Origin of the sequence: Candidatus Pantoea communis, from assembly GCF_011752685.1 — a bacterium.
Taxonomy (GTDB): Bacteria; Pseudomonadota; Gammaproteobacteria; order Enterobacterales; family Enterobacteriaceae; genus Pantoea; species Pantoea communis.
The window spans coordinates 620,410-644,993 of record NZ_VWXC01000001.1 but is presented as its reverse complement, the minus strand read 5'-3'; the positions used below and the strand labels follow the sequence as shown (position 1 = coordinate 644,993).

Below are 24,584 nucleotides of genomic sequence, written 5' to 3'. Positions count from 1 at the left end.
CATGACCATGAATACCCCCGGCCCATTAATGCTGGATGTTGAAAGCTACGAACTCGACGCCGAAGAGCGCGAGATTCTGAAGCATCCGCTGGTGGGCGGACTGATTCTGTTTGCCCGCAACTTCCACGATGTGGATCAGCTGGCGGAACTGGTACGCCAGATTCGCGCTGCTTCGCGTAATCGTTTAGTGGTCGCGGTGGATCAGGAAGGCGGACGGGTGCAGCGCTTCCGTGAAGGCTTTACCACACTCCCCGCGATGCAATCTTTTGCCGCCCTGCATGATATCGCCACCGCGGGTGAAGTGGCGCAGCAGGCCGGCTGGCAGATGGCAGCGGAAATGATCGCGATGGATATTGATATCAGCTTTGCGCCAGTGCTGGATATTGGCCACATCAGCGCGGCGATTGGCGACCGTTCCTTCCATGAAGATCCCGCGATTGCATTGCAAATTGCTCGCCGTTTTATCAACGGCATGCACGAAGCTGGCATGAAAACCACTGGCAAGCATTTCCCCGGTCACGGTGCGGTGAGTGCTGATTCCCACAAAGAGACCCCGCGCGATCCGCGCGATGCCGCCACGCTGCGCCAGCATGATATGGCGATCTTTAAGCAGTTGATTGATGAGCAACTGCTGGATGCCGTGATGCCGGCGCACGTTATCTATACTGAGATCGATCCATTACCTGCCAGCGGCTCACCTTATTGGCTGCAAACCGTGCTGCGTAAAGAACTCGGTTTTAACGGGGTGATTTTCTCCGACGATCTGTCGATGGAAGGTGCTGCGGTAATGGGCAGTTATGCTGAGCGCGCGCAGCAGTCGCTCAATGCGGGCTGCGACATGATCCTGGTGTGCAATCAGCGCGCCGGAGCGGTGAGTGTGCTGGATAACTTGACGCCGATCCAGGCGGAGCGTGTCACGCAGTTATACCATCAGGGACGTTACAATCGAGAATCACTGCAATCCAGTGAACGCTGGAAGCAGAATCATCATCAGCTGAGCGCATTACAGGAGCGCTGGCTGGAGCATAAAGCGTCGGGCAGATAAGCGTCGCTGCCCGGATTTCATTCCACGCTGAGGATAATCATGATCATCTATCTGCACGGTTTTGATTCCAACAGTCCGGGCAACCACGAAAAAGTGCTGCAACTGCAGTTTATTGACCCGGACGTCAGACTCATCAGTTACAGCACGCAACACCCCAAACATGACATGCAGTTTCTGCTGAAAGAGTGCGATAAATTGCAGCAGCAGGGCGGTGATGCGTATCCCTTGATTTGCGGGGTGGGGCTGGGTGGTTACTGGGCCGAACGTATCGGTTTTCTCTGCGGTATGCGTCAGGTGATTTTCAATCCCAACCTATTCCCGTATGAGAACATGGAAGGCAAGATTGATCGTCCGGAAGAGTATCTGGATATCGCCACCAAGTGCGTCAGTGATTTTCGTGAAAAGAATCGCGATCGCTGCCTGACCATTTTGTCCCGCCATGACGAGGCGCTGGATAATCAGCGCACGGCCGCACAACTGCATCCTTTCTATGAAATCGTGTGGGACGAACAGGCCAGCCATAAATTCAAGAACATCTCGCCGCATTTGCACCGCATTAAGGCCTTTAAATCCCTTGCCTGAGCCTCCGCGCGCCGTGTGATGCGGCGCACAAAACGTTTAACATTCTGATAATGCGCTTGAAAGATTGATGTACATCAATTTTCTTATGATATGTCGTTAGCGCCGTGATATTCTGCCCTCAGCTCGCGATTTAACGTCGCCAACCCTATGTTTATTAAGGTTTTTAGTAACCATTAATTAACTATTGGTTTACAACTTTGAGGGGGTCTTTGTTGACTACATCTATGGAAAAAATCGTCATTATTGGCGGTGGTGCCGGCGGCTTAGAGCTGGCAACGCAGCTCGGTCACAAGCTGGGCAGGAACAAGAAAGCCGAGATTATTCTCGTCGATCGTAACCACAGCCATCTGTGGAAGCCATTGCTGCATGAAGTGGCAACCGGTTCGATGGACGAAGGGATTGATGCCCTGAGCTATCTGGCGCACGCGCGTAATCACGGTTTTCAGTTCCAGCTGGGTTCGCTGACGCAAATTAACCGCGAAAACAAAACCATTGAGCTGGCGGAAATCCGTGATGCTAACGGTGAATTACTGGTACCGCAGCGCGAGATGGCTTATGACCGTCTGGTGATGGCGCTGGGCAGTACTTCCAATGACTTCGGCACTCCGGGTGTGAAAGATCACTGCATCTTCCTCGATAACCCGCATCAGGCTCGTCGTTTCCACAACGAGATGCTTAACCTGTTCCTGCGCTTCTCCGCCAGTGAAGGTAGCCTGGAAAAAGTGAACATTGCGATTGTCGGCGGCGGTGCCACCGGCGTTGAGCTGTCAGCAGAACTCTACAATGCCGTGAAGCAGCTGCACAGCTATGGCTACAAAGGCCTTGATAGCTCTGCACTGAACGTGACGCTGGTGGAAGCCGGTGAGCGTATTCTGCCAGCATTGCCACCGCGCATTTCTGCTGCGGCACACCAGGAACTGACCAAGCTCGGCGTGCGCGTCCTGACGCAAACCATGGTGACCAGCGCAACAGAAGAGGGGCTCAATACCAAAGGCGGCGAATTTATTAATGCTGACCTGATGGTGTGGGCTGCCGGTATTAAAGCGCCGGACTTTATGAAAGAGATTGGCGGGCTGGAAACCAACCGTATCAATCAGTTGGTGGTGAAAGACACGCTGCAAACCACGCTGGATGATGACATCTACGCGATTGGTGACTGCGCCTCCTGCGCACTGCCGGGCGGCGGTTTTGTGCCACCGCGCGCGCAGTCTGCACACCAGATGGCGTCACGCGCGCTGGAAAATATTCTGGCGCAACGCAAAGGCAAACCGCTCAAAGCCTACGTCTATAAAGATCACGGTTCTCTGGTATCACTGTCGCGCTTCACCACCGTGGGTAGCCTGATGGGTAACCTGATGCGCGGCTCGATGATGGTAGAAGGGCGCATTGCGCGATTCGTCTATATTTCTCTATATCGCATGCACCAGATTGCGCTCCATGGATACTTCAAAACCGGCCTGATGATGCTGGTCGGTAGCCTGAACCGCGTGCTGCGTCCTCGCCTCAAGTTGCACTAATGTTTTCGGGCGGTCCTCTGCCGCCCGATGCCGCTCTGCCTGCCGTAACCCGCTGAAAAACGACAATTCAGTTTAAGGTTACGGCGGTATTTCAGCCTCTCTCAGAACTCTCCGAAAAACTGGCCCTGAAGGCTTTCCGCTGCGTTTCCTCCATTAATCTGATGTTGCAATTACGGACCATCTGTAAAACTTATATCCACAAACACGGCGCGGCGCGCACGCCGGTTATGCCTCGGCTACACAGGATTTCGTAGCGGCAGGAATGCGCGGTAACAACATTCAGGAGGACATTCCTGTGAATAAATCAATGTTAGCGGGTATCGGTATCGGCGTGGCAGCAGCGTTAGGGGTTGCCGCCGTCGCCAGCATGGATGTCTTTGATCGCGGCCCGCAGTATGCACAAGTTCTCTCGGCTACGCCGATCAAAGAGAGCATTAAACAACCGCGACAGGAGTGTCGCAACGTGACGTTAACGCATCGTCGTCCGGTACAGGATGAGAACCGCATCGCCGGTTCGGTACTGGGTGCAGTGGCGGGCGGCGTGCTCGGTCACCAGTTTGGTGGCGGTCGTGGGCGCGATGTCGCAACGGTAGCGGGCGCGCTGGCGGGCGGTTACGGTGGTAACCAGGTGCAGGGGGCACTGCAGGATCGTGATACCTACACCACCAACGAGCAGCGTTGCAAAACCGTTTATGACAAACAGGAAAAAATGCTGGGTTATGATGTGACCTATAAAATAGGCGACCAGCAGGGCAAAATCCGCATGGAAAATGACCCTGGCACCCGCATTCCGCTTGACCGTAATGGTCAGCTGATCCTGAATTCGAATCAGGCCTGATTGGGCAAAGACACGTCACAGCAGCAGTAACGAAAAAAGCGCCGTAAGGCGCTTTTTTTATGGTGTAAACCGGCGCGGCGAGATTCATCTCGCGTCCCGATAGCCACCATGTTGCATGCAGAAGCGCAATGTATCGCTTCGCCAGGCGAGATGCGGCTGAGGACGCTAAATCCGATTCTTCGCCAGTTCGGCAATGAAGCCCTGAATCCACTCCATCCGCACTTTGCGCTCTTCCAAATCACGAGTGAATCTCAGACGGGTTGGACCATCCAACTTCCACTGTTTAGGATCTTTTTGCAGCAGGCCAATCAACCAACCGGGATCGACATGATTCTGCGGCGCGAACTCGAAGAATCCGCCTTTTTCACTGGCTTCAATTTTACGCACGCCAAGTTCTCGCGCCACCAGACGTAAAGCCGCCACATCCAGAAGGTTGCGCGCCGCATCCGGCAACTTGCCAAAACGATCGATCATCTCAACCTTCAGCTCAGCCAGTTCCTGCTCGTCACTGGCTGAGGCAACGCGTTTATAGAGTGACAAACGCGTGTTCACGTCCGGGATAAAGTCATCCGGCAGCAGCGCAGGCATGCGCAGTTCGATTTCGGTCTGGTTGCTGGTGAGATCTTCCAGCGATGGCTCGCGCCCGGCCTTCAGCGCATCCACGGCGTTTTCCAGCAGTTCCATATACAGCGTGAAACCGATCGTTTCCATCTGGCCGCTTTGATCTTCGCCCAGCAGCTCGCCGGCACCGCGAATCTCAAGATCGTGCGTCGCCAGCGCAAAGCCCGCGCCCAGGTCTTCCAGCGAGGCAATCGCCTCCAGACGCTTCTGCGCATCAGTGGTCATGGCTTTTGGATGCGGCGTTAACAGCCAGGCATAGGCCTGATGGTGTGAGCGCCCGACGCGGCCACGCAGCTGATGCAGCTGCGCCAGGCCAAAGTGGTCAGCACGCTCAATGATGATGGTGTTGGCGCTCGGCACATCAATACCGGTTTCGATGATGGTGGTACACACCAGCACGTTAAAACGCTGGTGGTGGAAATCATTCATCACCCGTTCCAGCTCGCGCTCGCGCATCTGGCCGTGGCCGATGGCGATGCGGGCCTCCGGCACCAGCTCCGCCAGACGCTGTGCGGCTTTTTCGATGTTCTCAACATCGTTGTAGAGATAGTAAACCTGACCGCCGCGTAAAATTTCACGCAGCAGCGCTTCACGCACCACCAGGCTGTCGTACTCGCGCACAAAGGTTTTCACTGCCAGACGGCGGGCTGGCGGTGTTGCAATGATCGACAGATCGCGCATGCCGCTCATCGCCATATTCAGTGTACGTGGGATGGGGGTAGCAGTGAGCGTCAGGATATCAACGTCCGCGCGCATCGCTTTAATACGCTCTTTATGACGCACGCCAAAACGGTGCTCTTCATCGACAATCAACAGACCGAGATCGTGCCATTTCAGGTCGTTTGACAGCAACTTATGCGTGCCGATCAGAATATCTACTTTGCCTTCACGTGCCTGTTCCAGCACCTGGCTCTGCTCTTTGGCGCTACGGAAGCGTGACAGCATCTCAATGCGCACTGGCCAGTTGGCGAAACGGTCACGGAAGTTGTCGTAATGTTGCTGCGCCAGCAGGGTGGTGGGTACCAGCACGGCGATTTGTTTGGCATTCTCCACCGCGAGGAAGGCGGCGCGCATCGCCACTTCAGTTTTACCAAAGCCTACGTCACCGCACACCAGACGATCCATCGCCAGCGGCTGGCACATGTCGCTCAGCACCGCATTAATGGCCTGGCCCTGATCCGGCGTAGTCTCAAACGGGAAGCCTTCGCAGAACAGTTGATACTGATCGCGATCGTGCTTAAAGGCGAAGCCGGTTTTGGCCGCGCGTTGGGCGTAGATATCCAGCAGTTCGGCCGCCACATCACGCACTTTCTCCGCCGCTTTCTGGCGTGCGCGTGACCAGGCATCGCTGCCCAGCTTGTGCAGCGGGGCATTCTCATCCGCGCCACCCGCGTAGCGGCTGATCAGGTGCAGTGATGAAACGGGCACGTACAGCCTGGCGTCGCCCGCATAGGAGAGCATCAGATATTCCGCGACAATGCCGCCGGCTTCCAGCGTGGTCAGGCCAATATAACGGCCCACACCGTGTTCCAGATGCACCACCGGCTGGCCGGGATGTAGCTCGGCGAGGTTGCGGATCAACACATCGGGATTGATGGTACGGCGATTATCCTGGCGACGACGGCTGACACGCTCACCCAGCAGGTCGCTTTCACAAATCAACGCGCGATGGCCCGCGCTATCAATAAAGCCGCGTTCGCTGGCACCAATCATTAAACTGTGCGGCTGTTTGGCGGCTTCTTCAAAGCGTTCAATCGGCTGTGGGCGCAGTTTGATGCGCGCCAGCAATTCCTGCAGGCTTTCACGACGGCCTTCACTTTCTACTGAGAAAATGATCTGCCCATCAAACTGCTCCATGAACTGACGCAGCAGATCGAGTGGCGCTTTCGCCTGGGCCTGCACCGTCAGTTCCGGCAGCGGTTGATAGCCGAGATTGGTATTGGCGGCTTTTTCTGGCAGCGTTTCGCTGCTGAGCTGCATGCGTGGCCAGGCTTTCAGTTCACCGAGCAACGCGTCCGGGCGCAGCCACAACGTTGCAGGCTCCAGCAGCGGGCGCATAGGATCGATGCGGCGATTGTCGAAACGCGCGTTAGCATCCTGCCAGAAGCGATCGGCGCTGCCGTGCAGATCGCCACTGTTGAGTACCAGCGTGTTAGCAGGCAGATAGCTGAACAGGGTGGGCAACTCCTGCTCAAAGAACAGCGGCTGCCAGTATTCGATCCCGGCAGGCAGCGTGCCTTTGCTCACTTGCTGATAGACATGCTCCGGCTCGCGGCGCACATCAAATCGCTCGCGCCAGCGGCTGCGGAACAGCTCAATCGCCGCTTTATCCGTCGGGAATTCATGTGCAGGCAGTAGATTGATAGCCTCAACCGCTTCCAGCGTGCGCTGGCTGTCCACATCGAACAGGCGCAGGCTGTCAATTTCGTCATCAAAGAAGTCGATACGATAGGGCTGATCGCTGCCCATCGGGAACAGATCCAGCAGCGCGCCGCGCGTGGCGTACTCGCCGTGCTCCATCACCTGATCGACATGGCGATAGCCAGCCTGCTCCAGCTGATCACGCAGCGCATCGCGCGAGAGTTTTTGCCCCTGCTTCATCACCAGCGCATGGCCATGCAGGAAGCTGTGCGGACAGACGCGCTGCATCAGCGTGTTGACCGGCATAATCAGCATGCCGCGCGTCAGATTGGGCAGTTGATAAAGGGTGGAAAGACGGGCAGAGATAATGTCCTGATGCGGCGAGAAGCTGTCGTAAGGCAGCGTTTCCCAGTCGGCGAGATTGGTGACCGGCAGATCGGTGAACTGGCGAATCTCCTCCTGCAGACGCAGGGCAGATTGCATATCCGGCGTAATCATCAGCACCGGACCCGGGTGGCGTTCGGTAATACTGGCGCACTCAACCGCCTGCGCGGCGCCAATCAGTTCGCCGAGCTGACGATGATCGCCCGCTTTCGCAGGCAGGGTATAACGACTCTGTTCCGACATAAGGACTCGACATTCTCTCCTTGGATTCCAGGGCGTCATCATTCCATAATCCGCCCCCAGGATCATCTGTCGCGGTGCTATTTCTCATCGCCCTTCATACTTCGCGCTGTGGCCGCGTTGGCTGCGTCTGCGAACCCCGGTCACTTACTTGATTGCCGTGTGTAGTGCATGCGTGGACGATCGACGTTAGCCCAGGACAGCTCTTTTTCCAGATGATAGCTGTGGTTGCCGTCGTCCCACTTCACGTAATAGCCGGTTGCCGCATCTCCCTGTTCAAAGACGTTGACGATCTCGCCTCTGATTTCTCCCGATTTGTGTTTCACGATACTGCCCTTCGGAAATCTGAACATGGGTATACTCCTTTTCGCCCGGCATCTTTCGCACCGTGGCGGCGTTGGCTGTGCCTACTAACCCCAGTCACTTACTGATGTAAGCTCCTTGGGATTAGCAGGCTTGCCGCCTTGCCACAGCACGAAATCTTTGGGCTGACTGCGGTGCTGATTAAATGGGCATACTGCGGTGCCGGCTGGACATAAATTTGTGCTACATGGAGAAGTCTACCGCAGGGTATGCCTAATAAACGCACAATAAGTATCATTATTTTGTCGCAATTTTATGCATTGACGCAGATTGCGACGTATTTGGATGCAACTTTGCCACAGACTCAGAGGGTTAGAGGTTTCATAAACAGGGCTGCTCCTTTATCATCCCACTACTTATTTTCAGGCAACTGCCAAGACGGATCTCATGTATCAACCAGTCGCGTTATTCATCGGTTTGCGCTACATGCGTGGACGTGCCTCAGACCGCTTCGGTCGCTTCGTCTCCTGGCTTTCCACCATCGGTATCACGCTGGGCGTGCTGGCGCTGGTCACCGTACTGTCGGTGATGAACGGCTTCGAGCGTGAGCTGGAGGGCAATATCCTCGGCCTGATGCCGCAAGCGTTGGTCACCAGCGACAAAGGCAGCATCAATCCACAACAGGTGACGGCGGAGAGCCTCAAACTGCAGGGCGTCACGCGTGTGGCCCCGCTGACGACCGCGGATGTGGTGCTGCAAAGCGCGCGCAATGTCTCAGTGGGCGTGATGCTGGGCATCAACCCGGACGAACAAGACCCGCTCACCCCTTATCTTGTGAACACGCAACAGAACGTGCTGCAACCGGGCCAATACAATGTGATTCTCGGTGAACAGCTGGCATCTCAGTTGGGCGTTAAACGTGGCGACCAACTGCGTCTGATGGTGCCGACGGTGAGCCAGTTTACGCCGGTGGGCCGCTTGCCGAGTCAGCGTATCTTCACCGTCGCAGGCACCTATGCTGCCAACAGCGAAGTCGATGCTTATCAGATTCTGGTGAATCAGCAGGATGCCTCCCGCGTGATGCGCTATCCGCTGGGGAACATCACCGGCTGGCGTTTGTGGCTGGAGAAACCGCTAAATGCGGATGCTTTCAGCGAACAGAAATTGCCGGATGGCCTGACGCTGAAAGACTGGCGCGAGCGCAAAGGCGATCTGTTCCAGGCGGTGCGCATGGAAAAAAACATGATGGGGCTGCTGCTGAGTCTGATCATCGCGGTGGCGGCGTTTAACATCATTACTTCACTCGGCCTGCTGATCATGGAAAAGCAGGGCGAAGTGGCGATTCTGCAAACGCAGGGCTTAACCCGCCGACAGATCGTCGCGGTGTTTATGGTCCAGGGCGCCAGTGCCGGCATTATCGGCACCTTGCTCGGTACGCTGCTCGGCGTGCTGCTCGCCAGCCAGCTGAATAATTTGATGCCAGTGATTGGCCTGTTCCTGGATGGCGCGGCATTGCCGGTCGATATCAACGTCTGGCAGGTGGTCACGATTGCGCTGGTCTCGATGATCGTCGCGCTGCTCTCAACCCTTTATCCGTCATGGCGCGCTGCCGCCGTTCAACCCGCTGAGGCTTTACGTTATGAGTAATACCCCTTTGTTGCAGTGTCGTGACCTGTGCAAAAGCTATCAGGAAGGCAGCGTGCAGACCGATGTGCTGCGCAATGTGGCTTTTAGCCTGCAGCCAGGCGAACTGACGGCCATCGTTGGTAGCTCCGGCTCGGGTAAAAGTACCTTACTGCATCTGCTCGGCGGCCTCGATGCACCGACCTCGGGAGACGTGGTGTTTGACGGCAAGTCGCTGAATGCGATGTCGTCCTCTGCTAAAGCCGAACTGCGCAATCGTGAACTGGGCTTTATCTACCAGTTTCACCATCTATTACCAGATTTCACGGCGTTGGAGAATGTCGCAATGCCGCTGCTGATTGGTAAAACCGCCAAAGCGGAAGCTGCCTCGCGTGCGCTGGAAATGCTGGCAGCGGTAGGACTGGAAAAACGTGCTGCCCATCGTCCTTCTGAGTTATCAGGCGGTGAACGTCAGCGTGTGGCTATTGCGCGTGCGCTGGTGAATCGTCCGCGCCTGGTGATGGCCGATGAACCGACCGGTAACCTGGATGCGCGTAACGCCGATGCGATTTTCAAACTGCTGGGCGAGCTGAACCAGCAGCAGGGCACCGCATTTCTGGTGGTGACGCACGATCTGAACTTGGCCAAACGTCTGAATCGCCAGATGGAGATGCGCGACGGTCAGTTGAGCGAGCATCTGACGCTGGGAGCCATCTGATGGGTTCGTCATTATCCCTGCTGCTTGGCCTGCGCTTCAGTCGCGGTCGGCGGCGTGGTGGCATGGTCTCACTGATCTCCATCATCTCGACCATCGGCATCGCCCTGGGTGTTGCCGTGTTGATCATTGGCCTGAGCGCGATGAACGGTTTTGAACGCGAGCTGAACAAGCGCATTCTGGCCGTGGTGCCGCACGGTGAAATCGAGCCGGTGAATCAGCCTTTCCGCAACTGGCAGCCGATGATCGCACCGATTGAAAAGGTGCCGGGTATCGCTGCAGCGGCGCCTTACATTAACTTTACCGGCTTGATTGAGAGCGGCGCGAAGATGCAGGCGTTGCAGGTGAAGGGTGTCGATCCGCAACAGGAATCGCGGCTAAGCGCCTTGCCGAGTTTTGTCGATGGCGATGCGTGGCAGCAGTTTGGCGCGGATAAACAGCAGATCATCCTCGGTGGCGGCATTGCGAAATCGCTTAACGTGAAGCAGGGCGATTGGATCACCATCATGATCCCGAACAATGACGGTGAAAATAAGCTGCTGCAACCGAAACGTATTCGTCTGCAGGTATCAGGCATTCTGCAACTCAGCGGGATGCTCGACCACAGCCTGGCGCTGGTGCCGCTGGCGGATGCGCAAAAATATCTTGATATGGGCGACAGCGTCAGTGGCATCGCGCTGAAGATGAGCGATCCCTTCCAGGCGCAAAAACTGGTGCGCGATGCGGGTGAAGCCACGCATTCCTATGTCTATATCAAGAGCTGGATTGGCACCTACGGTTACATGTACCGCGATATCCAGATGATCCGCGCGATTATGTATCTGGCGATGGTGCTGGTGATTGGCGTGGCCTGTTTTAATATCGTCTCGACGCTGGTAATGGCGGTGAAAGACAAGAGCAGTGATATTGCGGTGCTGCGCACATTGGGCGCCAAAGATGGCCTGATCCGTGCCATTTTTATCTGGTATGGCTTACTGGCCGGATTGCTCGGCAGCATCAGCGGTGTCGTGGTGGGTGTGCTGGTGGCGCTCAACCTGACACCGATCGTGCGTGGACTGGAGCATCTTACCGGTCATCAATTGCTGGCGGGGGATATCTACTTCATTGATTTCCTGCCATCGGAGTTGCACTGGATTGATGTGATTTCGGTGCTGGTGACCGCCATCCTGCTCAGCCTGATTGCCAGCTGGTATCCGGCGCGGCGTGCCAGTCGAATCGATCCGGCTCGCGTACTGAGCGGACAGTAATGATAAAAAACGCAGCCGCCTTCGCGGCTGCGCACATTTTCAGCGTCTGTGGCATGCAGCCGTCATGCGCAGCCGCTATTATCGGGAACCATTATCCCGAGCCAAACACCCGACATGCGGTGACAACCACCGCAGCATAAGGAGCTTTTATGCGCATACCGCGCCGCCGCCTACGACTCGCCCGCGACAAGAAAAATCGCCGCAAAGTGCATCAGCGCTTTCGCCAGCGCATCTTTGAACGCGATCGCAAAGCTGAACTGGCTGCGCACCCGCAACCGCGCGTCGTGGTACTGACCGGCGCTGGCATCTCCGCCGAGTCAGGCATTCAAACCTTCCGCGCTGCCGACGGATTATGGGAAGAGCATCGGGTTGAAGATGTTGCCACACCAGAAGGATTTCATCGTAATCCCGATCTGGTGCAAGGATTCTACAATGCGCGCCGCCGTCAGTTGCAACAGCCGGAGATTCAGCCAAATGCCGCGCACAAAGCGTTGGCCGAACTGGAACAGGTGCTGGGCGACAACTTCCTGTTGGTGACGCAGAACATCGATAATCTCCATGAGCGGGCAGGCAGTCAGCGCGTGTTGCATATGCACGGTGAATTGCTAAAAGTGCGCTGTGAAAGCAGTGGTCAGGTGCTGGATTGGACGGAAGATGTTAAGCCGGACGATCGTTGCACCTGCTGCCAGTTCCCGGCCCGACTCCGTCCGCATGTGGTGTGGTTTGGAGAAATGCCGCTCGGCATGGAAGAGATTTATCAGGCGATCGAGAAAGCCAATCTGTTTATCGCCATTGGCACCTCCGGGCATGTCTATCCCGCCGCCGGCTTTGTGCATGAAGCAAAACTGCAGGGTGCGCATACCGTTGAGCTTAATCTGGAGCCGAGTCAGGTGGGCAATGAGTTCGCGGAAAGCCAGTACGGCTTGGCCAGTGAGGTGGTACCGGATTTTGTGCATACCTTTCTACGCGGGCTGTATAAGTAAGACGATATCTGGTTAAGCACTTTGCGCTGAGAACGCTAACCTGAAGGATAATGATTTGACGCAACATGGCGCGCCTCACGCGCCATGATAATAACGCAGGTTCTTTAGAGGGATGACAAATGGATCAATTACTTGAGCGTTTTCTCAGTTATGTGGCCGTAGAAACTCAGTCAAAACCGCAGGCGCGTCAGGTGCCCAGCAGTGAAGGGCAGTGGACGCTGGCGCGTCAGTTACAGGAAGAGCTGATTGCACTGGGATTTGTTGATGTGTCCCTGAGCGATCACTGCTGCGTGATGGGCACTTTGCCCGCCAACGTTGACTGGCCGACGCCGGTGATCGGCTTTATCTCGCATATGGATACGTCACCGGATTTCACCGCTAAAAACGTCAATCCGCAGATTATCGAAAACTACCGTGGCGGCGATATTGCGCTGGGCAATGGCGATGAAATCCTCTCGCCGGTGATGTTCCCGATTCTTCACAAATTGATTGGCCATACGCTGATCACCACCGATGGCAAAACCTTGCTGGGCGCAGATGATAAAGCGGGTATCGCTGAAATCATGACGGCGATGGCGCGCCTGGTGAAAGAGAATATTCCGCACGGCGCGATTCGTGTGGCGTTTACCCCTGATGAAGAGATTGGTCGCGGCACCTCTCATTTCGACGTTGAAGGTTTTGCTGCGGACTGGGCGTATACCATTGATGGCAGCGACCTCGGCGAATTTGAATTTGAAAACTTCAATGCGGCTACCGCGATGGTGAAAATCACCGGCAATAACGTGCACCCCGGCAGTGCGAAAAACGTCATGGTGAATGCACTGGATCTGGCAATGCGTTTCCACGCTGAGCTACCCGCCAAAGAAAAACCTCAGTTCACCGACGGTTATGAAGGCTTTTTCCATCTGCATACCATCAAAGGCACGGTTGAGCATGCCGAATTAATGTATTTGATTCGTGATTTCGACGCCGACAGTTATGAACAGCGTAAACAGCTGCTGGAAGAGATTGCTGCGCGCGTTGGGAAGGGGCTGCAGGCTGAATGCTCAGTGAAAGTAGAGATTAGCGACAGCTACCGCAATATGCGTGAGAAAGTTGAGCCACATCCGCAGATTATTGAGCTGGCGCTGCAGGCCATTCGTGATTGCGGGATTGAACCGGTGGTGAAGCCGATTCGCGGTGGCACCGACGGTTCTGCGCTATCGTGGAAAGGTTTGCCGTGTCCGAACCTGTTCACCGGCGGCTATAACTACCACGGTAAACACGAGTTCGCGTCATTAAATGTGATGTCGCAGGCGGTGGATGTGATTGTGCGCTTGTCTGCGCTGGCAGCAGAGAAGAAATAGTATGAAAAAGGCCTGCTAAGCAGGCCTTTTATCAATATCTTACGTGGCGGCGCAGTCAACAGCGTCTCTGTCGCGGCAAACACCTGTGGTAAATCGCGCCGTGATAAAGAGGCGCGATTTTAGCGCAACTGATTACTCACCAAAGAACCAGTAGCCGCTGTTCACCAGCGCTGCAAGCTGTGCCAGCAGCGACGGATCGTCCAGCGCATCGCCGAAATCTTCCAGCGTTAACACCTGATTGTGTGCCAGTGCCGCCAGCACTTCCGGATGGCTGCACGCCACGCGCTCGCCATTCACAAACACCGCATCGCCCAGCGTTAACACGCGCAGGCCACCAAGACGTGTCAGCGCATCGCCTTGCTGCAGCGCATCGTAAATCTCATCAGGCTGATACGGCGGCTCAGGAGGTGCGATATCCAGTTCGTGACGTGTCTGTGAGATAAACTCACCAAACCACTGATTAAACTGTTCTGGCTGATTAATGACATCCAGCATCACCTGACGAATTCCTTCCACTTCAGAAGGCAAAATCTGTGACGGGCAATCACGCGACGGCACATCCGGATCGCTGAAACGATAGCTGCCTAATTCGTGCGCCAGCATGTAATCAGCGAAGCCACTAATCAATTCACGACCGTTAGGTGCACGGAAACCGACCGAATAATTGATGGCATTTTCCAGCGAATAACCCTCATGCGGGAATCCTGGTGGAATGTACAGAATGTCGCCCGGCTCCATCTCTTCATCGATGATGGCATCAAACGGCTCAACCTGAAGCAGATCGGGATGCGGGCAGTGCTGTTTCATCGGCACTTTTTCGCCTACGCGCCAGCGACGACGACCGGTGCCCTGAATGATAAACACATCATACTGGTCGAAGTGCGGGCCTACGCCGCCGCCCGGAACGGCAAAAGAGATCATCAGATCGTCAATGCGCCAGTCAGGCAGGAAGCGGAACGGGCGCATCAGTGCAGCAGAAGGTTCATGCCAGTGATTAACCGCCTGCACCAGCAGCGACCAGTTGCTCTCGCCGAGATGATCATAGCTTTCAAACGGACCATGGCTAACCTGCCATTTGCCGTTGTTATGGCTCACCAGGCGGCTGTCCACCTCGTTTTCCATCGCCAGACCCGCCAGCTCATCAGGAGAAATGGGATCAATGAAGTTTTTAAAACCACGCTTGAGCACCACCGGACGTTTTTGCCAGTAGCGCTGAATAAAGTCGGGCCAGTTAATATCGAGCTGATAGTCCATACGAGTGTTCCGGTTAGGGCCATGAATGCAGGCAAGTATAACAGCCCGCAGGCCTTTCTACTCGCGGTGATGTTCAACTTCCTGACGCTGGAAAATCACTTCCATGCGGGCACCGCCTAGTGGGCTGGTGCTGGCGATCACCTGACCGGCGTATTGTTCGAGGATGTCGCGGACCACGGCTAAGCCAAGGCCCTGGCCGGGACGTAACGTATCGGCACGCTGACCGCGCACGAAGATCAGATCGCGTTTGCTTTCAGGAATGCCGGGGCCGTCATCATCAATAAACAGATGCAGTGCCTTGTCGGTTTGTCGTGCGCTGACCTCAATAAATTCCAGGCAGTATTTGCAGGCGTTATCCAGCACATTGCCCAGCACTTCCATAAAGTCATTTTGGTCGCCGATAAAGGTCAACTCGGGGGAGATATCCAGGGTGATTTCGACACCTTTGCGCTGATAAACCTTATTCAGCGCCGAGCAAAGGCTATCCAGTAGTGCCGACACCGAATGCAGATCGCGCTGCAGCGGATTATGATCGGCTTGCATACTGGCTCGATGCAGGTAGTAGCCAATTTGTTGTGAAATACGGCTAATCTGCTCCAGCATCACCGGCTCAGCCTGCTCCACGGTGAGCTCCTTGCCGCTGCGCAGGGAGCGCAAGGTACTCTGCAACACCGCCAACGGGGTTTTCAGGCTGTGCGTTAAATCAGACAGGGTGGTGCGATAACGCGTGTAGCGCTGGCGCTCATTGGTCAGCAGCAGGTTGAGATTTCGCACCAGGCTGCGCAACTCCTGCGGTGGATTGTCGTCCAGATTCTCGCGATGACCCGTTTCCAGTTCACGCACCTGCGCGGTTAAATCACCAATAGGGCGCAGGCTCCAGTGCGCGGCCAGCCACAGCAGCGGAATCACTAACAGCAGGTTTGCTGCCAGCACATAGCTAAACCATGACCACACCACATCCGAGTGCTGCAGTTCCTGAGGGATGGAATCCACCACGACGATGGTTAGTGCCGGTAAGTTGGTGGTGGCATCGTAACGGTTGACGGCGACCGAGTGGGTAAAGGTGTCGTTGTTGTCGCTGTCCAGTTGATGTAACCGCTCTTTGACCTCGGAGTTGTTGCCGATGGCGGCCAGACTGGTGCGATTTGTGGTGTCGATTTCATAAAAATCGGGCTTGAGCAGCCACTCACGCCGAATGTTTTTGCGGATGTCAGGCACATCACGCTGCTGCCACAGCAACTTGCCGTGTTCATCGTAGATGAACACCAGCGTCGGGAAATTGAGCGTCATCCGCTCTGGCTGGGCAATGGTCAGCTTATTGTTTTGCCATTGCGCCAGGGTGAAGAACAGGTTGCTCTCGCCGCGCATCACGCGATAGGTGTTTTTATCGAAACTCACCACATAGCCGACTACGGCAACCATGCCGTAGGAGAGCGACAGAAACAGGACAATAGCGGCAGTCGCCAGTAAAAACCGGGCGCGTAATGAGAAAGGACGTAAGCGATTCAGCCAATTCATAAATCAGAGATCAAAGCGATAGCCCTGGCCGCGCACGGTGTTAATCACTTCGGTCGGATGGAGCGCAAGAATCTTTTTACGCAGGCGCCCCATCAAAACATCAATGGTATGGCTCTCGCGCAGTTCGGCATCGGGATAGAGTTGCAGCATCAACGAATCTTTGCTGACCACTTTTCCGGCGTTGCGGATCAAGGTTTCTACAATGGTGTACTCAAAGGCGGTGAGTTTGACCGGTGCATCATTGACGGTGACTTCACGACGTGACAGATCAACCTGGAACGGCGGCATCGCAATGATCTGCGAAGCGTGTCCACTGTTGCGACGCATCAGCGCCTGCAAACGTGCAGCGACTTCTTCGATGTGGAAAGGTTTGGTGACGTAGTCATCGGCACCGGCTTCGAGTGCTTCCACTTTAGCCTGCCAGCCTTCACGTGCCGTCAACACCAGAATCGGTTGACGCACAGCATCGCCGCGCCAGCGACGAATCAACGACATGCCATCTTCATCAGGCAAGCCTAAATCGACCAGCGCAATGTCGGGAATGTGTTCCTGCAGGAAATAGTCGGCTTCTTTGGCATCTTCGGCAGCATCCACCTGATGACCCATTTCACGTAACTGCACGGCGAGATGATGACGCAGCAGTGCATTATCTTCCACAACCAGAACACGCATAGAATTTCCTTACCTTCAAACTCAGTGATGATGGCAAGAGTATATGTTAAGCGAGCTAAACAAGAGAACAACACTTGATTGTCATCGTTTGAACGACAGCAGCAAAAAGCGGCGAGCATTCATTCCGGACGCAGGCAACAAAGGATTGATGTACTTGCCGATTTGCTGGTGCTCGACTGCCTGAGGGAAAGGGTAGGGTGTGCGCACAGGCACACCCTTAATGATTATTTTAAATCATCAACCATCTGAATGGCGCGGCCGAGATAGTTGGCCGGTGTCATCTGCTTCAGACGCACTTTCTCTTCTTCCGGCAGTTCGAGACTGTCGATGAAGGCCTGCATACCGGCTGCATCCACACGTTTGCCACGCGTCAGCTCTTTCAGTTTTTCGTATGGCTTCTCGATACCGTAGCGGCGCATCACGGTCTGGATCGGCTCGGCCAGCACTTCCCAGTTGTGATCCAGTTCGTCCAGCAGACGATCGCGGTTCACTTCCAGCTTGGAGATACCTTTCAGCGTCGCCTGATAAGCGATCAGTGCATAGCCCACGCCGACGCCGAGGTTACGCAGTACGGTAGAGTCGGTGAGATCGCGCTGCCAGCGGGAAACCGGCAGTTTGCTCGCCAGGTGCTGCATCACCGCATTCGCCAGACCAAGGTTGCCTTCAGAGTTTTCGAAGTCAATCGGGTTCACTTTATGCGGCATGGTGGAAGAGCCAATTTCGCCCGCGATAGTTTTCTGCTTGAAGTGATTGAGAGCTACATAACCCCAGATATCACGGTCAAAGTCGATCAGGATGGTGTTGAAACGCGCGATGCAATCGAACAGTTCCGCAATGTAATCATGCGGTTCGATCTGAGTGGTGTACGGGTTCCAGGTAACACCCAGTGAGGTGACAAACTGCTCGCTCAGCTGATGCCAGTCCACTTCCGGATACGCAGCGATGTGGGCGTTGTAGTTGCCGACCGCGCCGTTGATTTTGCCCAGCACTTCGATTTTGCTCAACTGACGCAGCTGACGTTCCATACGGTAAGCGACGTTAGCCATCTCTTTACCCATGGTGGATGGCGTAGCGGGTTGGCCATGCGTACGCGACAGCAGCGGAATATCACGATACTCCTGCGCCAGACCTTTCACCGCATCGATGATTTTGTTCCAGAAAGGCACGATGACATCACGGCGAGCGGTTTCCAGCATCAGCGCGTGAGACAGGTTGTTAATATCTTCAGAAGTACAGGCGAAGTGGATGAACTCGGATACCGCATGCAGCGCAGGGACATCAGCCACTTTTTCTTTCAGGAAGTACTCAACCGCTTTGACGTCGTGGTTGGTGGTGCGTTCGATGGTTTTGATGCGCGCTGCGTCTTCTTCGCTGAAATTGGCGACAATGGCATCAAGGAAAGCGTTTGCGTCAGCATCAAATGCAGGAACTTCCTTGATCTCTGCGGTCGTAGCCAGTTTCTGTAACCAGCGAACTTCAACCTCAACGCGGAATTTCAGCAAACCGTATTCGCTGAAAATGGCGCGCAGCGGGCTGACTTTATCGCCATAACGGCCATCGACAGGTGAGACGGCGGTCAGAGAGGATAATTCCATCAGTGCAACTCCTGAATCGTTAACAAATTAGGGCAGGGCGGCGCTTAATACGCCGGGCCCAGCCGGGATAAAATGGTTTTGGCTTCACGCAGCAGACGCTGGCGCGAGAACATTAGCTGCAGGCGGCCACCGCCAACCTGCTGCCACAACACAGCGGCACGAATGCCTGCCAGCAAGGTAGCGCGTACTTTGCTTTGTACCTGAGAATTCTGTAATACCTGCGGCGAACCGGTGACCTGAATGCGCGGACCCAGCGGGCTGATCACATCGACATAAATCCCCGCCATGGCACTGGTAATAGTTTCTGATTCCAGCTCGTAATGCGCGAGTTGGCGATCAAGCTGTGCAATGCGCTGAGAGAGCGTGTTCAGTGCTGCGCTGTTGCCGTGCAGTTTACGTTCCAGCACCATCATGCTCAGGGTGTAACGTGTCAGTTCGGCCCCGGCACCCTGGCGGCTGCCGCTGTTCAACACCGCCATCAGCGATTCCAGGCCGAGATGCAGATTCGCTTCATCATTGCCAAATACCGCCAGCGTCGAGCCGGGGTTCAGATCCAGCAGGCTGCGCAGCGACACGGTTAATGCGGCATTGTTGCAACTGCCCTGATGCGCTAATTGCTGCACCAGATGCGCGGACTGACAAATACCCGCCAGCGCGAGCGTTATCTCATAATAGTTCTTGGCCACGCTTAACTCCTGTCATCGCGTCGGCAGCGCCGACCTCAGGCTTCTGCCAATGGCAGGCGCTGTTCAATAATGCCGCCGCCGAGGCAAACATCACCCAGATAAAATACGGCCGACTGGCCAGGCGTGACGGCCGCAACCGGCTCGTCAAAACGCACTTCAATACGATTGCTATCGAGCGGAATGATTTCACAGGGAATATCGGTCTGGCGATAACGGGTTTTCACCGTGCAGCGCAACGGGGCCGTCATCGTTTGGCGATCAACCCAATCCAGTTGCTGAGCGATCAAGCCCACAGACATCAGGCGTGGATGTTCCGCACCCTGAGCCACCACCAGGCGATTGCGTGCGACGTCTTTGTCGACCACATACCAGGGATCGTCATTGCTCTCTTTGCGACCACCAATACCCAATCCTTTGCGCTGACCCAGCGTGTGATACATCAGCCCCTGGTGCTCACCGACAATCTCACCCTCAACGGTTTCGATTTCGCCCGGTTGTGCAGGTAAGTAACGACCAAGGAAGTCGCGGAATTTGCGCTCGCCGATAAAGCAGATGCCGGTCGAGTCTTTTTTCTTCGCGGTGATCAAATCCAGTTCTTCAGCGATACGGCGTACTTCAGGCTTCTCCAGTTCACCCACCGGGAACAAGCTTTGCGCAATCTGTTCATGGCTCAGGGTGTAGAGGAAGTAACTCTGATCTTTATTGCCGTCGAGACCGCGCAGTAACTGGCTGGTGCCATTCACATCGGCGCGGCGCACATAGTGACCGGTGGCGATGAAGTCTGCACCGAGATCTTCAGCCGCGAATTCCAGGAAGGCTTTAAATTTGATCTCTTTATTGCACAGAATATCGGGGTTTGGCGTGCGGCCCGCTTTGTACTCTTCCAGGAAGTGTTCGAACACGTTATCCCAGTACTCAGCCGCGAAGTTGATTTTGTGCAGTTTAATGCCGAGTTTGTCACACACGGCTTGAGCGTCAGCCAGATCATCAGCGGCGGTGCAATACTCCTCGCCGTCGTCTTCCTCCCAGTTCTTCATGAACAGGCCTTCAACCTGATAGCCCTGCTGTTGCAGTAACCAGGCGGATACGGAAGAATCGACGCCGCCGGACATCCCGACGATCACTTTTTTCTGGCTGTTGTCAGACATGACGCACTCTTAATTACGATAAAAACAGGCGGCGCATTCTATCATGCCGAAGCCGGGCGCGCACCTTCGTGAAACGGCCATTGGAACGGCGCCACCAGTTGCAGCGGATAACGTGCGCCTTGCTGCCACAATCGTACACTCTCAGCGACCAGCGGTGAACGCAGGCGATTCGCCGTCAGAATCTGCTCTGGCGGCAGCCACCAGCAGCAATCGATGTCGCGATCGTGCGGGGACGTCTCGCATTTTTCTGGCAGATCGAGGCCAAACAGGAAACGCACAAAAGGTGTATCGTCAGGCGCGATCCACTGCTGCACACCGAGGAAATACTCAGGTTTAGCGTCTATTCCCGTCTCTTCAAATAACTCACGCTGTGCGGCTTCGAGCAACGTTTCATCAGCTTCGAGATGGCCCGCCGGCTGATTCCAGGTAATACGGCCGTGAACACGCTCTTCAACCACCAGCAATTCGCCTTGTGCCTGCACAATACAGGCTACGGTTACATGAGGTTTAAACATCCTTCCTCCGAATTTGTTAACTAAAAGTTATTGAAAAGTCGTGATCTAAACGTTGGCACTGACATCGCGCCACTCCCCCAGGGCTAAATCGTTCAGTTGATATTTGCCCATGGCAAAGCGAATCAGGCGTAAGGTGGGAAAACCAATATGCGCCGTCATGCGCCGCACCTGACGGTTACGTCCTTCGTACAGGGTGATTTTCAACCAACTGGTGGGAATCGCTTTTCGCTCGCGAATCGGCGGATGGCGCGGCCACAGCCACGCTGGCTCGGTCACTAATTCCACGCCTGCGGGCAACGTTGGCCCATCGTTGAGGGTGACACCGCTGCGTAACAGGGATAAATCTGATTCCTGCGGTGCGCCTTCCACCTGAACGTAATAAATTTTTCCGGTGCGCTTTCCGGGCTGCGTAAGTTGCGCCTGTAGCGCGCCATCATTGGTCAGAATCATCAAACCTTCGCTGTCGCGATCGAGGCGGCCGGCGGCATAAACGTCGCTAACCGGCACGAAATCCTTGAGCGTGCGGCGTCCCGCTTCATCACTGAACTGCGGTAAAACATCGAAAGGTTTGTTAAAGAGTATGACGCGTCGCGGTCCTTTTGGACGTGTGTCACGGCGCACGGGCTGGCGTGCTGCGGTGTTTGGACGCTTATCCTGGTGAATTCGTTGAGAAGTTTTTCGCATGGGCTTTGCAGTCAGAAACAATCGGCGCATTATAACGCGAAACTGCGGTGATTGGCGTAGCGGAAATATTCAAGTAGTATTGACCCGCATCTTACAAATCATTAACAAAAAATCGCTCGAAGGAGAGGTTGATGGAAAGCAAAGTAGTTGTTCCGGCGGAAGGTCAAAAAATCACCCTGGTTCAGGGCAAACTCACTGTTCCGAATAACCCAGTCATTCCTTACATCGAAGGTGATGGCATCGGCGTTGATGTTTCCCCTGTTATGCTGAAAGTGGTTGATGCCGCTGTGAAGAAAGCCTACAACGGCGAGCGCAAAATTTCCTGGATGGAAATTTATACTGGTGAGAAATCAGTAGAACTTTACGGCCAGGACGTCTGGCTGCCGCAAGAAACCCTCGATTTAATCAAAGAGTACCGCGTTGCCATCAAAGGCCCACTGACTACGCCAGTTGGCGGCGGTATTCGTTCTCTGAACGTGGCGCTGCGTCAGGAGCTGGATCTGTACGTGTGTCTGCGTCCGGTTCGCTACTACACCGGCACTCCAAGCCCGGTTAAACGCCCAGAAGATACCGACATGGTGATCTTCCGTGAAAACTCAGAAGATATCTATGCGGGTATCGAGTGGAAAGCGGGCACGCCAGAAGCGGACAAAGTGATCAAGTTCCTGCGCGAAGAGATGGGCGTGAAGAAAATTCGCTTCCCTGAGCAGTGTGGTATCGGCGTGAAGCCGTGCTCTGAAGAGGGCACTAAACGTCTGGTGCGTGCTGCGGTTGAGTACACCATCACCAACGATCGTGATTCTCTGACCCTGGTTCACAAAGGCAACATCATGAAGTTCACCGAAGGCTCATTCAAAGACTGGGGCTACCAGTTGGTGAAAGAAGAGTTCGGCGGCGAGCTGATCGATGGCGGTCCATGGATGAAGTTCAAGAATCCAAACACTGGCAAAGAGATCATCGTTAAAGACGTGATCGCTGACGCCTTCCTGCAGCAGATCCTGTTGCGTCCAGCTGAATACGACGTTATCGCCTGTATGAACCTGAACGGTGACTACATCTCTGATGCCCTGGCGGCACAGGTTGGTGGTATCGGTATCGCACCTGGCGCGAACATCGGTGACGAGTGCGCACTGTTCGAAGCAACCCACGGTACGGCGCCTAAGTATGCGGGTCAGGATAAAGTGAACCCAGGTTCCGTTATCCTGTCCGCAGAAATGATGCTGCGTCATATGGAGTGGTTCGAAGCCGCAGACCTGATTGTTAAAGGCATGGAAGGCGCTATCGCTGCTAAGACCGTGACCTATGACTTCGAGCGTCTGATGGACGGCGCTAAACTGCTGAAATGTTCAGAGTTTGGTGACGCGATCATCGCGAACATGTAATTTCTGCCAGCCAGAAATTGAGACGGGAGCCCATGGCTCCCGTTTTTTTATGCGCTAAGTTAATCGGCCTGCTGTTCAACGGATTTGGCGGATGACGCATGCTGCTGCGACAAGCGCCAGAAATCATTGCCGCCCGGATGCTGATACATGCGCAGCCCAAACTGGCCGACAATCGCATAGATATATTCGAATATCGCTGACTGCGAATTCTCATACTCGACCCAAAATATCGACGAGGTGAAGCAATAGACTTCTACCGGCAAACCTTCCGGTGAGGGCTTCATGGTGCGCACCACGATATACATATCCTGCTTAATATCATCGCGCTGCGACAGCCACGCGGTGAGATATTTGCGGAACACCGTCAAGTTGGTCATACCGTTGTCAGCAAACCAACGATCGCCCACTGCATTGCTGTCACGGCCATCCATTAACGCTGACAGCTGTTCGTTAACACCGCGAATCTGGCTCATCTGCTGAATGAGTTCGTGATCGAGAAAGCGAATCGACATTTGGTCGAGGTGGAAGCTACGCATAATACGGCGCGCGCCGGAGGAGAACATCGCTTGCCAGTTGGTGTAGGTTTCGGTGAGGAAGTTTTTCGTCGGGATGCGTGACAAAGTGTTATCCCAGTTACGCAGCGTAATGGTGTGCAGTGCAATATCAATCACTTCGCCGCTAATGCCTTTATCCGGCATCTCAATCCAGTCACCAAGTTGCAGCACATCGTTGGATGACACCTGAATATTCGCCACCAGCGACATTAAGGTGTGCTGGAACACCAACATCAATACCGCAGCAACCGCACCCAAACTCGAGATAATAATCACTGGCGATTTATTCGACATAATGGCCAGAATCATGATCGCCGAAATAATGTGCACCAGGATCTTGCCGACCTGAATATAGCCCTTGATCGAGTGATTCTTACGCTTTGATTTGCGGGAGTAGGAGTTGTTAACAATCTCCAGCACTTCTGTGAAGAACAGCGACAGATAAACAAAGAACAAAATGCCGCAGATAGTCTTAATAGCAATCAGCAGATGCTCGGGCAGATCTGGCATAAACTGCAGCAGGTAATAGACCGTGATCACCGGAATAAAGTTTGAGAGCTTTTCAGATAGCCGCACATCTTTATCGAGTGGAACCTGTTTTTTGTGTGTGCTGAAGAAGACCTTGCGCACCACCTTCACCACAAAGAATTTGCAGATCAGATGCGTCACCATCCCCGCGATCACCAGCAGCAGCAAGCTAAAAGTGGTGGATAGCAGGGTGTTACTCTCAATAAATTTCTGGATATCGCTTAAATAATTCATATTCACAAC

At 54.7% G+C, this 24,584-nt stretch carries 21 protein-coding genes; 10 read left to right on the top strand and 11 right to left on the bottom strand.

The features are described 5' to 3' along the window. The first annotated feature begins 1 nt into the window (after position 1). The 4 genes from nagZ (at position 2) to F3J37_RS03305 (ending at position 3,982) form a co-directional block, all read left to right on the top strand. On the top strand, positions 2 to 1,045 hold the full coding sequence (gene nagZ / locus F3J37_RS03320) for a beta-N-acetylhexosaminidase (RefSeq protein WP_166931788.1): 1,044 nt from the start codon (positions 2 to 4) through the stop codon (positions 1,043 to 1,045). Between the two features lie 39 nt (positions 1,046 to 1,084). Beyond that, positions 1,085 to 1,627 (top strand): alpha/beta hydrolase YcfP, encoded by a 543-nt coding sequence (gene ycfP, locus F3J37_RS03315; RefSeq protein ID WP_034822066.1) that lies wholly within the window; start codon positions 1,085 to 1,087, stop codon positions 1,625 to 1,627. A 212-nt stretch (positions 1,628 to 1,839) separates the two neighbouring features. After that, positions 1,840 to 3,144, top strand: coding sequence for an NAD(P)/FAD-dependent oxidoreductase (locus F3J37_RS03310; protein ID WP_034822063.1), 1,305 nt, complete (start codon positions 1,840 to 1,842; stop codon positions 3,142 to 3,144). A gap of 295 nt (positions 3,145 to 3,439) precedes the next feature. Then, positions 3,440 to 3,982, top strand: a complete 543-nt coding sequence (locus tag F3J37_RS03305) for a glycine zipper 2TM domain-containing protein (RefSeq protein WP_034822117.1) — start codon at positions 3,440 to 3,442, stop codon at positions 3,980 to 3,982. Positions 3,983 to 4,147: 165 nt separating this feature from the next. Here F3J37_RS03305 and mfd read toward each other — a convergent pair whose 3' ends face one another. Beyond that, positions 4,148 to 7,591, bottom strand: coding sequence for a transcription-repair coupling factor (mfd, locus tag F3J37_RS03300; protein WP_166931786.1), 3,444 nt, complete (start codon positions 7,589 to 7,591; stop codon positions 4,148 to 4,150). 140 nt (positions 7,592 to 7,731) lie between these two features. Then, positions 7,732 to 7,941 (bottom strand): hypothetical protein, encoded by a 210-nt coding sequence (locus tag F3J37_RS03295; protein WP_166931784.1) that lies wholly within the window; start codon positions 7,939 to 7,941, stop codon positions 7,732 to 7,734. Positions 7,942 to 8,338: 397 nt separating this feature from the next. On the opposite strand from F3J37_RS03295, the gene lolC reads away from it, so the two are divergent. The 5 genes from lolC (at position 8,339) to pepT (ending at position 13,805) form a co-directional block, all read left to right on the top strand. Further along, entirely contained in the window at positions 8,339 to 9,538 is a 1,200-nt protein-coding gene (gene lolC, locus F3J37_RS03290; RefSeq protein WP_166931782.1) for a lipoprotein-releasing ABC transporter permease subunit LolC, read from the top strand. Next, positions 9,531 to 10,232, top strand: coding sequence for a lipoprotein-releasing ABC transporter ATP-binding protein LolD (lolD, locus tag F3J37_RS03285; protein ID WP_166931779.1), 702 nt, complete (start codon positions 9,531 to 9,533; stop codon positions 10,230 to 10,232). Before lolC ends, lolD begins: the two co-directional genes overlap by 8 nt. Further along, positions 10,232 to 11,476 carry a lipoprotein-releasing ABC transporter permease subunit LolE gene (gene lolE, locus F3J37_RS03280; protein WP_038647554.1) on the top strand — a complete coding sequence of 415 codons (1,245 nt, stop codon included), beginning with the start codon at positions 10,232 to 10,234 and terminating at the stop codon, positions 11,474 to 11,476. The genes lolD and lolE overlap by 1 nt, the downstream gene beginning before the upstream one ends. A gap of 149 nt (positions 11,477 to 11,625) precedes the next feature. Then, complete coding sequence (cobB, locus tag F3J37_RS03275) at positions 11,626 to 12,459, top strand: Sir2 family NAD+-dependent deacetylase (protein ID WP_034822045.1); 834 nt, start codon at positions 11,626 to 11,628, stop codon at positions 12,457 to 12,459. A gap of 119 nt (positions 12,460 to 12,578) precedes the next feature. Next, positions 12,579 to 13,805, top strand: coding sequence for a peptidase T (pepT, locus tag F3J37_RS03270; RefSeq protein WP_038647552.1), 1,227 nt, complete (start codon positions 12,579 to 12,581; stop codon positions 13,803 to 13,805). Positions 13,806 to 13,937: 132 nt separating this feature from the next. Here the strand turns inward: pepT and F3J37_RS03265 are convergent, their stop codons facing one another. The 8 genes from F3J37_RS03265 to rluE all read right to left on the bottom strand — a co-directional run bounded on the left by F3J37_RS03265 (position 13,938) and on the right by rluE (position 21,907). After that, positions 13,938 to 15,059 carry a ribosomal protein uL16 3-hydroxylase gene (locus F3J37_RS03265; protein ID WP_034822040.1) on the bottom strand — a complete coding sequence of 374 codons (1,122 nt, stop codon included), beginning with the start codon at positions 15,057 to 15,059 and terminating at the stop codon, positions 13,938 to 13,940. 57 nt (positions 15,060 to 15,116) lie between these two features. Next, positions 15,117 to 16,577 (bottom strand): two-component system sensor histidine kinase PhoQ, encoded by a 1,461-nt coding sequence (phoQ, locus tag F3J37_RS03260; RefSeq protein ID WP_034822039.1) that lies wholly within the window; start codon positions 16,575 to 16,577, stop codon positions 15,117 to 15,119. A gap of 3 nt (positions 16,578 to 16,580) precedes the next feature. Next, the gene (gene phoP, locus F3J37_RS03255; RefSeq protein ID WP_034822036.1) at positions 16,581 to 17,249 is read right to left on the bottom strand and encodes a two-component system response regulator PhoP; all 669 of its coding nucleotides are present in this window, start codon (positions 17,247 to 17,249) and stop codon (positions 16,581 to 16,583) included. A gap of 224 nt (positions 17,250 to 17,473) precedes the next feature. After that, positions 17,474 to 18,844, bottom strand: a complete 1,371-nt coding sequence (gene purB, locus F3J37_RS03250; protein WP_034822034.1) for an adenylosuccinate lyase — start codon at positions 18,842 to 18,844, stop codon at positions 17,474 to 17,476. Positions 18,845 to 18,888: 44 nt separating this feature from the next. Continuing rightward, the gene (gene hflD / locus F3J37_RS03245) at positions 18,889 to 19,530 is read right to left on the bottom strand and encodes a high frequency lysogenization protein HflD (protein ID WP_034822031.1); all 642 of its coding nucleotides are present in this window, start codon (positions 19,528 to 19,530) and stop codon (positions 18,889 to 18,891) included. A gap of 35 nt (positions 19,531 to 19,565) precedes the next feature. Beyond that, on the bottom strand, positions 19,566 to 20,678 hold the full coding sequence (gene mnmA / locus F3J37_RS03240) for a tRNA 2-thiouridine(34) synthase MnmA (RefSeq protein WP_038647542.1): 1,113 nt from the start codon (positions 20,676 to 20,678) through the stop codon (positions 19,566 to 19,568). Between the two features lie 41 nt (positions 20,679 to 20,719). Beyond that, positions 20,720 to 21,193 (bottom strand): NUDIX domain-containing protein, encoded by a 474-nt coding sequence (locus F3J37_RS03235; RefSeq protein WP_038647540.1) that lies wholly within the window; start codon positions 21,191 to 21,193, stop codon positions 20,720 to 20,722. Between the two features lie 45 nt (positions 21,194 to 21,238). After that, positions 21,239 to 21,907 carry a 23S rRNA pseudouridine(2457) synthase RluE gene (gene rluE / locus F3J37_RS03230; RefSeq protein ID WP_205298842.1) on the bottom strand — a complete coding sequence of 223 codons (669 nt, stop codon included), beginning with the start codon at positions 21,905 to 21,907 and terminating at the stop codon, positions 21,239 to 21,241. Positions 21,908 to 22,008: 101 nt separating this feature from the next. Between rluE and icd the strand changes: the two genes are divergently transcribed. Then, a complete protein-coding gene (gene icd / locus F3J37_RS03225; protein WP_038647536.1) occupies positions 22,009 to 23,259 on the top strand; it encodes an NADP-dependent isocitrate dehydrogenase in 1,251 nt (416 codons plus the stop codon). Between the two features lie 59 nt (positions 23,260 to 23,318). On the opposite strand, the gene F3J37_RS03220 is transcribed toward icd, so the two are convergent. Further along, positions 23,319 to 24,575, bottom strand: a complete 1,257-nt coding sequence (locus F3J37_RS03220) for a mechanosensitive ion channel family protein (protein ID WP_045813885.1) — start codon at positions 24,573 to 24,575, stop codon at positions 23,319 to 23,321. Between the last annotated feature and the right edge of the window lie 9 nt (positions 24,576 to 24,584).

Excerpts from the sequence above, each read along its gene's own strand:
- nagZ (WP_166931788.1), top strand. The coding sequence starts at position 2 with ATGACCATGAATACCCCCGGCCCATTAATGCTGGATGTTGAAAGCTAC.
- ycfP (WP_034822066.1), top strand. The coding sequence starts at position 1,085 with ATGATCATCTATCTGCACGGTTTTGATTCCAACAGTCCGGGCAACCAC.
- mfd (WP_166931786.1), bottom strand. The coding sequence starts at position 7,591 with ATGTCGGAACAGAGTCGTTATACCCTGCCTGCGAAAGCGGGCGATCAT.
- F3J37_RS03295 (WP_166931784.1), bottom strand. The coding sequence starts at position 7,941 with ATGTTCAGATTTCCGAAGGGCAGTATCGTGAAACACAAATCGGGAGAA.
- lolC (WP_166931782.1), top strand. The coding sequence starts at position 8,339 with ATGTATCAACCAGTCGCGTTATTCATCGGTTTGCGCTACATGCGTGGA.
- lolD (WP_166931779.1), top strand. The coding sequence starts at position 9,531 with ATGAGTAATACCCCTTTGTTGCAGTGTCGTGACCTGTGCAAAAGCTAT.
- lolE (WP_038647554.1), top strand. The coding sequence starts at position 10,232 with ATGGGTTCGTCATTATCCCTGCTGCTTGGCCTGCGCTTCAGTCGCGGT.
- cobB (WP_034822045.1), top strand. The coding sequence starts at position 11,626 with ATGCGCATACCGCGCCGCCGCCTACGACTCGCCCGCGACAAGAAAAAT.
- pepT (WP_038647552.1), top strand. The coding sequence starts at position 12,579 with ATGGATCAATTACTTGAGCGTTTTCTCAGTTATGTGGCCGTAGAAACT.
- F3J37_RS03265 (WP_034822040.1), bottom strand. The coding sequence starts at position 15,059 with ATGGACTATCAGCTCGATATTAACTGGCCCGACTTTATTCAGCGCTAC.
- phoQ (WP_034822039.1), bottom strand. The coding sequence starts at position 16,577 with ATGAATTGGCTGAATCGCTTACGTCCTTTCTCATTACGCGCCCGGTTT.
- phoP (WP_034822036.1), bottom strand. The coding sequence starts at position 17,249 with ATGCGTGTTCTGGTTGTGGAAGATAATGCACTGCTGCGTCATCATCTC.
- purB (WP_034822034.1), bottom strand. The coding sequence starts at position 18,844 with ATGGAATTATCCTCTCTGACCGCCGTCTCACCTGTCGATGGCCGTTAT.
- mnmA (WP_038647542.1), bottom strand. The coding sequence starts at position 20,678 with ATGTCTGACAACAGCCAGAAAAAAGTGATCGTCGGGATGTCCGGCGGC.
- F3J37_RS03235 (WP_038647540.1), bottom strand. The coding sequence starts at position 21,193 with ATGTTTAAACCTCATGTAACCGTAGCCTGTATTGTGCAGGCACAAGGC.
- rluE (WP_205298842.1), bottom strand. The coding sequence starts at position 21,907 with ATGCGCCGATTGTTTCTGACTGCAAAGCCCATGCGAAAAACTTCTCAA.
- icd (WP_038647536.1), top strand. The coding sequence starts at position 22,009 with ATGGAAAGCAAAGTAGTTGTTCCGGCGGAAGGTCAAAAAATCACCCTG.
- F3J37_RS03220 (WP_045813885.1), bottom strand. The coding sequence starts at position 24,575 with ATGAATTATTTAAGCGATATCCAGAAATTTATTGAGAGTAACACCCTG.